The organism is Flaviflexus equikiangi (assembly GCF_014069875.1).
GTDB lineage: Bacteria > Actinomycetota > Actinomycetes > Actinomycetales > Actinomycetaceae > Flaviflexus > Flaviflexus equikiangi.
Genome location: NZ_CP059676.1, coordinates 1,383,641 through 1,396,269, shown reverse-complemented (window position 1 = coordinate 1,396,269; position 12,629 = coordinate 1,383,641). Strand labels below are relative to the sequence as shown.

The window sequence follows — 12,629 nt, the reverse complement described above, 5'->3', positions numbered from 1 at the left end:
TTCTCGAGGCCCGGGGGTCAGGCAGCTCTACAGCTGATCGGAGGCGAGAGCCGCACCCTCGGACAGTGCTTCGAGCTTCGCCCAGGCGATCTGCGGGTGGATACGCCCGCCGAAGCCACAGTCAGACGATCCGATGACGTGATCCTCGCCGACGAGACGAGCGAAACGCACGAGACGGTCCGCGACCAGCTGAGGATGCTCGACGACGTTGGTCGCGTGGGAGACAACGCCGGGAAGGATGGTGCGTCCGCCCAGGTCCCGGTTCTCCCACACGCGCCATTCGTGCTCGTGGCGAACATTGCCGGCCTCGAAGGAGTACTGGGCGACATCGATGTCCAGCATCGCATCGACAATGTTCTCGAATTCGAGGTCTGTCGTATGGGGGCCGTGCCACGAGCCCCAGCACAGGTGGTAGCGGACTCGGGACCTGTCGAGGCCCTCGAGGGCCTCGTTGACGGCATCGACTCGCGTCCGAATGAAACGGACGTAATCCTTCGGGTCGATCTCCGGCGTGATCTGATCGTAGGACTCCGCCAGGGACGGATCGTCGAGCTGGAGCAGGAGGCCCGCGTCAAGGATCGTCTTGTACTCCTCGCGCAGCACCGGGATCCAGGCCTTGATGAATTCCTCTTCGGAACCGTAGTACGCATTCGAGATTCGTGCTGCGGAGCCGGGCGCGATAGCGGTGACGAAGCCCGTATCGGCGGGACGACCCGCGGCCGCGAGCGCGGCGACGAGGTTCGATGCATCGGCCGTGGCAGCGTCCTGACCGATATAGGACAGGGGACCGGTTGCGGTGGGTTGGGCCTTGCTCGAGCCCATCTCCACCGTGGCGTTCGGGCCGAAGTAGGCATCGAGGAAGCGGTTGAAGTCGCGGCGCTGACCGAAGCCGGCGAGCTGGATGTCATCCGGTGTGGAATGGTGCACCTTGGTCAGCCAGGAGTCGTCGCCCTCGATGATCTCGAGCCCGCCAGTTCGCGCGTAGGAATACGACCACCAGGCGGCATAGTCGACGGACTTGGACATGAACTTGCCGTACTCGCCGTCGCCGACGATATCGATTCCAGCATCGCGCTGCCTCTGGACGATGACGGCGACTTCTTCTGAGAGGAGGGACGCGTACCCTGCCGGATCAGACATCGGCATGTCCGCCTGGTTCGCCTCGAAGAGCCGTTCTGTGCGGGGCAGTGATCCTGCATGCGTTGTCAAAATCAAGGCAGTGTCCTTTCAGGAGATGTATGTGGGTCTCATCGTTGCAGTGAACCGGCAGGGCGGGCGTCGGTGGACACAACATCTCACATCGTGGCCGCGCCAGCGGGGCGCATCGGGTGCGGAGACGCCTGCTATCAGCAAGAATGGTCATCACCTGTCGTGGTCCGGTCAGGTAGACTCGGGACCACAGTGGAAAGGATCAACCATGTCACAACAGCCAGGAGACCCCCAGGGTCATGACGGTGGCCCCCAGGGCCAGAGCTTTGATCAGACGAACAATCCTCAGCAGCACAGTCCGGGTTATGCTCCATCCGCATATTCAGCTCCCCAGCCGGGATATGGCCAGCAACCCTATGGTCAGCAGCCGGGGTACGGGCAGTACGGTCAGCAGCCAGGCCAGCAGCCGGGATTCGGACAGCCCGGCCCGCACGGCTTCCCCGGTGCGGGCGTTCGCCCCCAGTCGGGCTTGGCGGCAGTGTTCTCGACGAACTTCGCATCCCGAGCGACATCGTCGCTCGTCTCCATCATCATGCTTCTGGGTGTCGTTGCGTTCGGCATCTTTGCGGGATACGCTCTCTTCGATCTGTTGACATACGTCACGGCCGACTACGGTCCGGGTGGGATGGCTATCGTCACCCTGATCATCCAGTTCGCCTACCGCATCGCCATCGGCCTCGTACTCCTGGGTCTCCTGCGCGTCATCCTCGAGTACGTGAACCGAGAAGACAAGAAAGCAGCTCAGTAAGCCACGTGAGTTCCCACTATCGTATGGTCGCTTTCGACCTCGACGACACCTTAGCGCCCTCCAAGTCTCCCATTCCGCCCCGCATGGCATCGGCACTCGTCGAGCTGCTCGCCTGTGCGGACGTCTGCATCATCTCGGGAGGCAACGTCACCCAGTTCGAACGGCAGGTCCTCGACCAGATCGTCGCTGGACACGAAGCCCTCGAACATCTGCACCTCATGCCGACCTGCGGAACCCGATACCTGCGTTTCCAGGACGGGGCATGGGTGACGGTCTACGCCCACGATCTCACCGATGAGGAGCGCAACGGTGCTATCGCGTCGCTGCGCGACCGCGCCGAGGAGCTCGGGCTGTGGGAGACCGAGACGTGGGGAGACATCATCGAGGATCGGGGATCCCAGATCACGTTCTCCGCACTCGGGCAGGAGGCCCCGATCGAGGCGAAGCGAGCATGGGATCCCGACGGTTCGAAGAAGGAGGCCCTCCGGGCGGCCGTCGCGGACGATCTGCCGGAGCTCGAGGTGCGTTCCGGTGGGTCGACATCGATCGACATCACCCGCACGGGGGTCGACAAGGCCTTCGGAATCACGAGGCTCTCCGAGTACACCGGGGTGGATTTCGCGGACATGGTGTTCGTCGGGGACCGCCTCGACAAGGGCGGGAACGACTATCCTGTCGTCGCGCTCGGATGCAAGACGGTCGCGGTCCGCAACTGGGAAGATACTGCCGAGCTCGTCGAGAAGCTCGTCGAGTGCTTCCCCGTGTAGCCGCACCACATTCGTGACGTGGGATGCTCCGGATCTTCGGAGCATCCCACACTCGTCTCGCCTAGAGATTCTTGAGCGCTGCGGTGAGTTCCGCAAGCCGCGGAACTCCCACATGGCGCCAGGTCTCGACATCGCCGTCGAAGGCGATCATCGTGGGCGTCGACGTGATTCCCGCTCGCTCCGCATCACCCGGATGATCGGCGGCGTTGATCTCCGTGACGGTCACGCGCACGCTCCTGCCCGCATAGTCGAGCACCTGGCGGGCTGCACGGCACGGGGCGCAGAACCCCGTCGTGTAGAGGGTGATCTCAGGCATCGGCACGACCGTCGGGAGTGACCTCCTCGCCGGGCTTCACCGGCCCGGGAGGTGTGCCATCGCCGAACGGCCGCCCGCCCATCGTCTCCCGCCCGTGTGCGGTGAGCCAGACAGCAGGATCGGGGCCGAGGGGTACGATTCCCGAAGGATTGATATCCCGGTGCACCTCGTAATAGTGGCTCTTGATCTGCTGGAAATCGACGGTGTCGCCGAAACCAGGCGTTTGGAAGAGATCCCGGGCATAGGCCCACAGGACCGGCATCTCGCTCAGCTTGCTCCGATTCGTCTTGAAATGTCCGTGATAGACCGCATCGAAACGGACGAGCGTCGTGAACAGTCGAACATCGGCTTCGGTGATCGATTCGCCCATGAGGAAGCGGCGGGTCTCAAGGCGCTCCGAGATCGTATCCAGAGCATCGAAGAGACGATGGTAGGCGCTGGCGTACGCCTCCTGCGAGCCCGCGAAACCGCAGCGATAGACGCCGTTGTTGATCTCCGTGTAGATGTACCGCATGAGGGCATCCATCTCCTCCCGCAGGTGGGCGGGATAGAGATCGGGTGCGCCATCCCGATGGAAGTCGGTCCACTCGGTCGAGAAGTCGAGGGTGATCTGTGCGAAATCATTCGTCACGACGGCACCGTCGCGGGTGTCGACGATGGCGGGGACGGTGATGCCCTTCGAATAGTGCGGGTCGCGTGCGAGATAAGCATCCTTGAGGCGGTGGATGCCGAGGACGGGGTCGAGACCGTCCTCGTCGAGGTCAAAGGTCCACGAATCCGCATCGTGCGTCGGTCCCGGAAGCCCGACAGAGATGGCGTCCTCCAATCCGAGGAGACGGCGGACGATCAGGGTCCGGTTCGCCCAAGGGCATGCTCGGGCGGCCACGAGTCGATAGCGTCCGGCCTCAACCGCGTACCCGTCGGCACCATCCTTCGTGATCCGCGTCGTGATGTACCTCGAATCGCGCTCGAAAGCCTGCCCCGGCACAGAGTAGACCCCGCCCTTTGAGTGTTCCTGTCGTTCAGTCACGTTCTTTCCTCCAGTTTTCGATTCCGCACGGCGGCCTCTACCCAGGTTAACTGGTTGAAAACGATATTAATTCCAGAATGTTCAGCCTAGTTTCAGAATCGCCGTCAGCGCTGATCAGAGGCGTGCCGAAAGTCTGGCGGATGCGAGGAGCTGGACCCCGGGGGTGACGGAGGAGACGTTTGTCGGACGGTGCGGCGAAAGTCCTTTGGTACGATCGGGACGGCGCTGCCATGGCGCACGGCGGCAGCAGCCGCCTAGTGTCGGGAGATGGACGGACGATGACCGATTTCGAGAAGATGACAGATGAGGAAGTCGAGGCCTACCTCGCAGCCCATCAGGCACCCAAGCCCGCCGCGAAGGGCGTGACGGAGTACTCCTGGTTCCTCATCATCGCGGGACTTGTCGGCATCTTCGCCTCCTTCCAGCTCCTGCTGGGGGAGCGCAAGCTCGAGGCAGACCCGTACGCGAACCTTGCCTGTGACGTCAACGAGATCCTCGCATGCTCGACCTTCCTCACCTCGTGGGAGGGCAGCGTCCTCGGCTTCTCGAACAGCTATCTCGGTATCGCCAGCTTTGGGGCCATGGCCCTTCTCGGGGTCTATCTCCTCCTCAAGAAGACCCTGCCCTCGTTCATGTGGGTGGCACTCCTCGCAGGGTCTGCCTTCGCCTTCCTCGCCCTTCTCTGGTTCCAGTACACCTCCTTCATCGAAGCAGGCACGCTCTGCCCGTGGTGCCTTGTGATCTGGGCATGCCTCATTCCCTTCATCGTCCTCACGGTGGGGCAGGCACATGCGAATCTCGCGGGGCCGACGAGCTGGGTGTGGCGGATGCGATGGCCGATCGTTGCGCTCTGGATTCTCGGAGTCGTCGTGTTCGCGTTCGTGTACTTCTACGACACGTGGGCATTCATCTTCGGATGGTCGTCCTAGAGGAGCTTTGACTCGCTGACGCGCCGGCTCCGCAGTCCCGAACCTGCGGCCGGGGTGTTCGGCAGTGTCAGGCTGTGGTGGGAACGAACTCGCCGTAGCCAGCGTCGATGAGTGCACGTCGGAGCCTCTCCATCGCGTCATCCAGCTGGGCCGCGGTCGCATCCTTCCTCGCGGAATCGAACGACAGGACCTTCTCGGACACCATGGGGATGACGTGGAGGTGACAGTGCGGAACTCCGTAACCGGCGATGACGAGGCCGGCCCGCGGGACATCGAACGCAGCCTCTTGGGCGCGTGCGACGATCCGTGCGACCCGGAACAGGTGGTCAGCCGTTGAATCGTCGAGGTCCGTGAACTTATCGATCTCCTCGCGGGGGATGACCATGACGTGACCATCGGCGTGTGGCTCGATGGTTGCGAGGACGACGCAGATGTCGTCGGCCCAGACGAAACGACCGGGAATCTCCCCTGACATGATTTTCACGAAAACGCTCATGGCGCCATTCTAGGAGGGTCGTCGCCATCACGTGGACCAAAGCCGGAATGACCGATGTCCTGCGCTAGAGTTGAGGGCAAACGAAGGGAGAACAATGTCTGAGATGACCGAGCATCCGTATCGGTACACGGCAGAACTCGCTGGCGAGATCGAACGCCGCTGGCAGGACCGATGGGATGAGGACGGCACCTACCACGTGCCCAATCCGGAGGGCGACCTTGCCGGCGATGTCTCGGATGAGAAGTTCTACCTCCTCGACATGTTCCCCTACCCGTCAGGGAAGGGCCTTCACGTCGGTCACCCCTTCGGCTACATCGCCACCGATGTCGTGGGACGCTTCCAGCGCATGCTGGGAAAGTCTGTCCTCCACACGATGGGCTTCGATGCCTTCGGGCTTCCTGCGGAACAGTTCGCTGTCCAGACCGGCCAGCATCCGCGCATCACGACCGAGCAGAATATCGAGAACATGCGCAGGCAGCTGCGCCAGATCGGTCTCGGTCACGACCAGCGCCGATCGTTCGCGACGACCGATGTCGACTATGTCCGCTGGACGCAGTGGATCTTCCTGCAGATCTACAACTCTTTCTATGACGAGACGGCCGATGGCCGTGTGCCGGGCACGGTCGGACGGGCTCGCCCCATCGCAGACCTTATCGCCGAGTTCGAGTCCGGAGTCCGCCCCACTCCCACCGGGGCGCCCTGGTCGAGCCTGAGCCGGGCCGAGCAGAACGCGATCATCGACGATCATCGTCTCGCCTTTATCTCCCATGCCCCCGTCAACTGGTGCCCCGGTCTCGGCACGGTGCTCGCGAACGAGGAAGTGACGAACGAGGGTCGGTCCGAACGCGGCAACTATCCTGTCTTCCGGCGCCAGCTCCGTCAGTGGATGATGAGGATCACCTCCTACGCCGACCGGCTCGCGGCAGACCTCGACACGGTCGACTGGCCCGACAAGGTCGTGGCGATGCAGCGGAACTGGATCGGTAAGAGCCGAGGAGCCTACGTGACGTTCACGGCGCACGGCGCCGACCTCGACCACGAGCTCACCGTGTTCACGACACGGCCCGACACTCTCTTCGGCGCCACCTTCATGGTTGTCTCGCCCGAGCATCCCATGCTCGATGGTGCTGTCCCGGACCAGTGGCCCGATGGTGCGAAGGATGCGTGGACCGGTGGGGCCTCCGATCCGCGCTCAGCAGTATCCGCCTACCAGGCTGAGGCGAAGCGCCTGGGGGATGCGGCACGGGCGAGCGACGATCGCGAGAAGACAGGTGTGTTCACCGGGATCTTCGCGACCAATCCGGTCAATGGCGAACAGATCCCCGTCTTCACGGCGGACTACGTCCTCATGGGCTACGGAACCGGCGCGATCATGGCGGTGCCCGCCCACGATCAGCGCGACTACGATTTCGCGACGGCTTTCGATCTGCCCATCCGGTTGACGATCCAGCCCCCGGCTGGCTTCGAGGGCGACATGGCCTATGTCGGAGATGGTGTTGTCATCAACTCGGAGAATGCTGACGTCTCGATCAACGGCATGGACAAGGCGGAGGCGATCGAGACGATCACCTCCTATCTGGGCGAACACGGAACTGGCCGGGCCGCCGTCACCTACCGTCTGCGCGACTGGCTGTTCTCTCGCCAGCGGTACTGGGGTGAGCCCTTCCCCATCGTCTACGACGAGGAGGGCGTCGCGCACGATCTGCCCGCCTCGATGCTTCCCGTCGAACTGCCCGAGACTCCGGACTATTCCCCGCGCTCCTACGACCCGGACGATGCTGACTCACAGCCCGAGCCGCCGCTGGGGCGCCTGCACGACTGGGTGAAGGTCACACTGGACCTCGGAGACGGCGAGAAGACCTATTATCGGGACACGAACACCATGCCCAACTGGGCGGGTTCGTGCTGGTACGAGCTGCGATACCTCGATCCGACGAACAGCGATGAGTTCGTATCCTCCGAGAACGAGAAGTACTGGATGGGGCCGCGGCCCGAGGCCGGCAACCTGTCGGGCGGAGCCGATCTCTATGTCGGCGGCGTCGAGCACGCCGTCCTGCACCTGCTGTACGCCCGTTTCTGGCACAAAGTGCTCTTCGACCTGGGCTACGTCTCGTCCTCTGAACCATTCCACAAGCTCTTCAACCAGGGCATGATCGAGGCATACGCCTACACGGACTCCAGGGGCCAGTACGTCCCTGCGGATGAGGTCGAGACGAGCGAGGAGAACGGCGAACAGATCTTCACGTACGCGGGCCAGCGTGTGAACCGCGAGTACGGAAAGATGGGGAAGTCGCTGAAGAACACGGTCACGCCGGAAGATATCAGCTCCGAGTACGGCGCCGACACGTTCCGCGTGTACGAGATGTCGATGGGCCCGATCGAACAGTCGCGCGTGTGGGAGCCCAGGGCCGTCGTCGGTGCCCAGCGCTTTCTGCAGCGCCTGTGGCGCAACATCGTCGACGAGGAGACAGGCGCAGTGATCGTGTCCGATACTGCGCCCTCTGAGGAGACGGCACGGCTCGCAGCCCGCACGGTGACGGATGTTCGGACCGAATATGAGGCGATGCGGCCGAATACGGCGATCGCGAAGCTCATCGTGCTCAACAACCACCTGACGTCCCTCGACGTGGTTCCGCGTGAGACTGCGGAACAGATCGTCGCGATGGTCGGACCGGTCGCTCCTCACATCGCGGAGGAGCTGTGGTCCCGTCTCGGGCACGACACCTCGGTCGTCTACGCTCCGTTCCCGGTCATCGATGAGGCACTTCTTGTCGAAGACACGGTCACGTGTGTCGTCCAGGTCAAGGGGAAGGTGCGCGATCGCATCGACGTCCCCGCCGACATTTCTGACGTTGAGCTGACTGCGCAGGCACTAGCCCTGCCCCGCATCCAGCAGTACCTCGACGGCGAGCCGCGCAAGATCATCGTCCGCGCCCCCCAGCTCATCAACATCGTTCCCTAAGGAGTAGGCATGGATCACGGGACCGTCACAGAGGTGACTTTTGGAGGCACTGCTTGGCGCATCGACCAAGGAGGTGCCTCCGCCGTCGTCGCCTCTCGCGGCGCGACCCTGATCTCCTGGGATCCAGGTGTGGGGGAGAGTATCATCGATGGCTACGAGTCTCCCGAGGAGCTCGCGCAGGGCAACGGCTCTCGAAGCCGCATACTCGCCCCCTACCCGGGCAGGGTGAATCGGGGAACCTTCACGTGGAATGGTCGCAAGATCACCCTCCCCGTCGCGTCGGACGGCCACGCCCGGCACGGGTTCGTCTCGTCTCTCGACTTCGTGCGCGTCTCGACGGGCTCAACGCTCCAGCTGCGGGGCGAACACGAGGCGAATGAGGAATGGCCGTGGTCCTTCGCGGTCGACGTCGTCTATGCGCTTGGCGAGGGCGATGGCAGGACATCGCATCTGTCGATCGATATCTCGTTGACGAACCTCTCCGCGGAGGCCGCCCCGGCGGGTCTCGGCTGGCATCCACTCGTCCGGTTCCCCGGCGGCGGAAAGATCACCGATCTGGGTCTGACGATCCCTGCCAGGAAGAAGGTATCGACCTCGCAGGATCTCATCCCGCTTCCCGGAGAGTCGGCATACGCGGGCATCCTCGCTCCCGTCGCCATGGATCGTATCGGCCGCCAGTCTCTCGATATTGCCTACATGGGCCTCGTTCCCAACGATGAGGGAGTTGTTCGGACAACTCTGAAGAATCCCCTCTCGGGGCGGACGATCTCGCTCGTCCAAGAGCCCGCAGCCGCGCCCGTTGTCGTGGTGTGGACGGCCGACGGCCTCGACCGCGGAGCCCGCGAAGCAGTCGCGCTCGAACCCTACTCGCACGTCCCGGACGCCGTGAACCGTGCGGACGCGTCAGCATCGATCGGTCTCGCACCCGGCGCAACGCGGTCGATGACAGCGACGCTCGTCTACGCCTGATGTCCTAGCCTCCGGCAGTCGACGTCTCGCCCGCACACGTGCCGTCGAGTCGAATGTCGGGCGCGGAGCTCACCCGTCCAGCATCCCACGGTCACGAACGACCATGAGGTCACGCGGGCTGAGTTCCGCGTCCTGTGCACGGCGGCCTCATCCCCCTGAGCTTCTCCGTGGATGTGAGCAGGCGGGATCTAGCCGATTCTAGGCGCATGAAGACTCAGAATCTTGTGCGGACCGCTTACCGGATCGGTACCGGAGAAGACGTCATGGCGCCCCCGGAGCGCGCCGACAGGACGAGGCGGCTAGCATTCGATAGCCGGGCGGCCGCGATCGTTATCCTCACGCTGGCAGTGCTGTGCGGGCTCGTCGTGGGATGGACGCTGTCGCGCCCCGTGGAAGTGCATGCGCTGCAAGCATCTGTCACCTCAGACAGCCCGCCAGAAACGACACCAGCACCCGCCTCCACTCAGGAGGCGCCGGAACAGACATCGGAGAACTCCGAGCCTGCATCACCCCCACCGGCCACAACGGTGACCGTCTACGTGTCGGGCCACGTCAACACCCCAGGTCTCGTCGAGCTCCCCGCGGGCTCGCGCGTCGCAGGAGCTGTCGATCGTGCGGGCGGCATGACCGCCGAGGCAGACCAGAACGCACTCAACCTCGCGCGTGTCCTCAACGATGGGGAGCACATCATCGTGCCCGCACCAGGAGACGACCTCCCGGCCCCCGACCCGTCCCTGTCCGACCCGTCCCTGTCCGACCCGTCCCTGTCCGACCCTTCCCTCTCCGAGCCGTCGTCTTCTGAGGGTGGGCTGGTCAGTCTCAACGCCGCCAGTGCCGCCGACCTCGAGACCCTGCCCGGAATCGGCCCGACTCTTGCGCAGAGAATCATCGACTGGCGGGACACGAATGGGCAGTTCAGTTCCATCGAGGAGCTCATGGAAGTCTCTGGCATCGGCCCCGCAACGTTCGCCGAACTGCGAGATCGCGTCACACTATGACGCATGGTGACCTGAGGGTCCTCCTCGCAGCCGCCGCATGGTGGCTGTCCACAGTCGTTGCCCTGCTCGAAGGAATGGGGCTCGTGGTCACCGTTGTCGTCGCGGCGGCGGGCGCCACCCTCGTGACGAGCATGGCGCTCGGCCACGCCAACCGTGGACGGCTGCTGCGATTCTGGATGCCCACGCTCCTCGTCGTTGCCGTGGCGATGCTATGCGCCGCCGGTGTGACGGCCGCACATGACCATGCGGCTCGTTCGGGCATTCTTGCCGACCTTGCCTCCGCGCGTGCAACGGCAACAATCCGGGGGACTGTCGCGTCATATCCCAATCCGGCAGGGGAACGTGTGCTGCGGAGGTTGCGCGTGGAGACCGTCGAGGGACGGGGGCAGGTCTCCCGCGCCCATGCGTCCGTCATGCTCCTCGGAGACGAGGAGCTCTCGCGCCTCAATCTCGACGAGACCATCATTGTGGATGTACGTCTTGAACCGCAGGGGAGAGCATCGCGAGAGATCGCGTGGGCCACCGTGATCGGACGTGCAACAGTCGTGGAACCAGCAGGTCCGCTGTCCCGCTGGATCGCAGTGAGGGCGTCGTACATGATGGACCATCTGGCCGACGAAACACCCCAGGTGCAGGGACTGGTCCCGGGTCTAGCGATCGGTGACGACTCGAGAATCCCCGAGGACCGCGGGGAAGCGCTCGCCGCCGTCAACCTCACTCATCTCACTGCGGTATCTGGCGCTCACGTATCGATGGTGTGCGCCATTGCTCTCGCACTCGTCGGACGCAGGCGCAGACTGCTGTCGGTAGCAGTTGCCGGTGGAGTGCTCTTCTCCCTCATCGTTGCGACAGGGGCGCAGCCGTCTGTCATGAGGGCGGGAGTCATGGGGGTCGTTGTCCTCGGGGCAGTCTGGCTGCGCCGCCCGAGCAGTGCGCTGCCTGCCCTCGGTGTCTCGATCGTCGTCCTCCTCGCACTCGAGCCGACGCTCGCTCTCGCCTACGGCTTCGTTCTCTCCGTCGTGTCGACAGCCGCCATCATCGCCTGGGCGCGGCCAGCGGCCGGACTTCTTGCTCCGCTCGTGACGATTCCGGGAGCGAACCTTCTCGCGGTGCCCCTTGTCGCACACGTGGCGTGTGCCCCGATCATCCTCCTCCTCACCGACACCGCATCCGTCTGGTCAGCACTTGCCAACGCGCTCGTTGCCCCCGTGGTTCCCGCAGGGACAGTCTTTGCCCTATGCGCGCTTCTTCTGGCAGGGACGCCCGCCGGACCGATTCTCGCCTGGCTGGCGGCGAGATGCGTGTCATGGATCGATATCGTGGCGGGGAGCGTGTCGCAATGGCCCGGCTCCGGTATCGACGGGCGTCTCGTCCTGGCCTTGTATGCCGCCATCCTCTTCTCGTCGTGGCTGATCGTCTCGCGGGGAGTCCGTCGGCTTTGGATCGCGGCGGCCGCAGTGGGGGTTGCGGCCGCCAGGCTTGTCTCCCCGGCAATGGGGGAATGGTCTGTCATCCAATGCGACGTCGGACAAGGCGCCGCGACACTTTTCCGCCTCGACGGGCGCATCTTTCTCGTCGACACGGGGCCGTCTGAGGGGCGATTGGAGGACTGTCTCCAACGGGCGCGAGCACGAGTCGACGTTCTCATTCTCACGCACCTGCATGCCGATCATGCCGGGAACCTGGACGGCGCCCTGCGTCACGGCGTCGCCGAAGTCTGGGTGGGTCCCGGCATGACAGACCCTGTGGCCCAGTTGGGCGTGACGGTGCCGATCATCGAACGATCGGCCGGTGACAGCGAGTTCGGGGTCGACACGCTATGGCCCGATCGCCACGTCCCGTGCTACGACGAATCATGCGAGAACAACCAGTCGCTCGTCGTGCGCGCGAACGTCGGGCAGACGCTCCTTGTGACGGGAGACATCGAACGAGAGACGCAGCAGATGCTGGCACGGCGCGACATCGCGGCCGACATCGTGCTCATTCCCCATCACGGATCGCCGAACCAAGATGAGTCGTTCGCACAGTCTGTCGGCGCAGCGACCGCACTTCTGTCATACGGGGACAACACCTACGGACATCCCGCCCCTTCGACCATCGACCTGTATGCGGCTTTCGGGGCGATTCTCGCGACGGCCGAGGGCGATATCGTCCTTCATATCGACGGGTCAGAAGAGGTGCCGGCAGGCGTGGGATACTAGAACC

The 12,629-nt window shown here is 64.0% G+C and carries 11 protein-coding genes; 7 read left to right on the top strand and 4 right to left on the bottom strand.

Going from position 1 to position 12,629, the window contains the following annotated elements:
- Positions 1-27 precede the first annotated feature (27 nt).
- A complete protein-coding gene (locus H2O75_RS06530; RefSeq protein ID WP_240161648.1) occupies positions 28-1,215 on the bottom strand; it encodes a cobalamin-independent methionine synthase II family protein in 1,188 nt (395 codons plus the stop codon).
- Positions 1,216-1,417: 202 nt separating this feature from the next.
- Here H2O75_RS06530 and H2O75_RS06525 point away from each other — a divergent pair, with 202 nt between their 5' ends.
- Together H2O75_RS06525 and H2O75_RS06520 are read left to right on the top strand one after the other, a co-directional pair.
- Positions 1,418-1,957, top strand: coding sequence for a hypothetical protein (locus H2O75_RS06525; protein WP_182169861.1), 540 nt, complete (start codon positions 1,418-1,420; stop codon positions 1,955-1,957).
- Between the two features lie 23 nt (positions 1,958-1,980).
- A complete protein-coding gene (locus tag H2O75_RS06520; protein WP_182169858.1) occupies positions 1,981-2,724 on the top strand; it encodes an HAD-IIB family hydrolase in 744 nt (247 codons plus the stop codon).
- 61 nt (positions 2,725-2,785) lie between these two features.
- On the opposite strand, the gene H2O75_RS06515 is transcribed toward H2O75_RS06520, so the two are convergent.
- Together H2O75_RS06515 and H2O75_RS06510 are read right to left on the bottom strand one after the other, a co-directional pair.
- Positions 2,786-3,040 carry a thioredoxin family protein gene (locus H2O75_RS06515; RefSeq protein WP_182169855.1) on the bottom strand — a complete coding sequence of 85 codons (255 nt, stop codon included), beginning with the start codon at positions 3,038-3,040 and terminating at the stop codon, positions 2,786-2,788.
- On the bottom strand, positions 3,033-4,070 hold the full coding sequence (locus H2O75_RS06510; RefSeq protein ID WP_182169851.1) for a glutathione S-transferase family protein: 1,038 nt from the start codon (positions 4,068-4,070) through the stop codon (positions 3,033-3,035). Before H2O75_RS06510 ends, H2O75_RS06515 begins: the two co-directional genes overlap by 8 nt.
- A 278-nt stretch (positions 4,071-4,348) precedes the next feature.
- On the opposite strand from H2O75_RS06510, the gene H2O75_RS06505 reads away from it, so the two are divergent.
- On the top strand, positions 4,349-4,999 hold the full coding sequence (locus tag H2O75_RS06505) for a vitamin K epoxide reductase family protein (protein WP_182169848.1): 651 nt from the start codon (positions 4,349-4,351) through the stop codon (positions 4,997-4,999).
- Between the two features lie 67 nt (positions 5,000-5,066).
- On the opposite strand, the gene H2O75_RS06500 is transcribed toward H2O75_RS06505, so the two are convergent.
- Positions 5,067-5,495: an HIT family protein gene (locus H2O75_RS06500; protein ID WP_182169845.1), complete on the bottom strand. Its 429-nt coding sequence runs from the start codon at positions 5,493-5,495 to the stop codon at positions 5,067-5,069.
- Between the two features lie 94 nt (positions 5,496-5,589).
- Here H2O75_RS06500 and leuS point away from each other — a divergent pair, with 94 nt between their 5' ends.
- The 4 genes from leuS to H2O75_RS06480 all read left to right on the top strand — a co-directional run bounded on the left by leuS (position 5,590) and on the right by H2O75_RS06480 (position 12,625).
- The gene (gene leuS, locus H2O75_RS06495; RefSeq protein WP_182169843.1) at positions 5,590-8,457 is read left to right on the top strand and encodes a leucine--tRNA ligase; all 2,868 of its coding nucleotides are present in this window, start codon (positions 5,590-5,592) and stop codon (positions 8,455-8,457) included.
- Between the two features lie 9 nt (positions 8,458-8,466).
- Positions 8,467-9,426: an aldose 1-epimerase gene (locus tag H2O75_RS06490; RefSeq protein ID WP_182169842.1), complete on the top strand. Its 960-nt coding sequence runs from the start codon at positions 8,467-8,469 to the stop codon at positions 9,424-9,426.
- Positions 9,427-9,632: 206 nt separating this feature from the next.
- Complete coding sequence (locus H2O75_RS06485) at positions 9,633-10,424, top strand: helix-hairpin-helix domain-containing protein (RefSeq protein WP_220462707.1); 792 nt, start codon at positions 9,633-9,635, stop codon at positions 10,422-10,424.
- The gene (locus tag H2O75_RS06480) at positions 10,421-12,625 is read left to right on the top strand and encodes a ComEC/Rec2 family competence protein (RefSeq protein WP_182169840.1); all 2,205 of its coding nucleotides are present in this window, start codon (positions 10,421-10,423) and stop codon (positions 12,623-12,625) included. The genes H2O75_RS06485 and H2O75_RS06480 overlap by 4 nt, the downstream gene beginning before the upstream one ends.
- The last annotated feature ends 4 nt before the right edge of the window (positions 12,626-12,629 follow it).

Bases quoted from the DNA above. Each gene is read 5' to 3' on its own strand.
- H2O75_RS06480 (WP_182169840.1), top strand. From the start codon at position 10,421: ATGACGCATGGTGACCTGAGGGTCCTCCTCGCAGCCGCCGCATGGTGG.
- H2O75_RS06485 (WP_220462707.1), top strand. From the start codon at position 9,633: ATGAAGACTCAGAATCTTGTGCGGACCGCTTACCGGATCGGTACCGGA.
- H2O75_RS06490 (WP_182169842.1), top strand. From the start codon at position 8,467: ATGGATCACGGGACCGTCACAGAGGTGACTTTTGGAGGCACTGCTTGG.
- H2O75_RS06505 (WP_182169848.1), top strand. From the start codon at position 4,349: ATGACCGATTTCGAGAAGATGACAGATGAGGAAGTCGAGGCCTACCTC.
- H2O75_RS06515 (WP_182169855.1), bottom strand. From the start codon at position 3,040: ATGCCTGAGATCACCCTCTACACGACGGGGTTCTGCGCCCCGTGCCGT.
- H2O75_RS06525 (WP_182169861.1), top strand. From the start codon at position 1,418: ATGTCACAACAGCCAGGAGACCCCCAGGGTCATGACGGTGGCCCCCAG.
- leuS (WP_182169843.1), top strand. From the start codon at position 5,590: ATGTCTGAGATGACCGAGCATCCGTATCGGTACACGGCAGAACTCGCT.
- H2O75_RS06520 (WP_182169858.1), top strand. From the start codon at position 1,981: ATGGTCGCTTTCGACCTCGACGACACCTTAGCGCCCTCCAAGTCTCCC.
- H2O75_RS06500 (WP_182169845.1), bottom strand. From the start codon at position 5,495: ATGAGCGTTTTCGTGAAAATCATGTCAGGGGAGATTCCCGGTCGTTTC.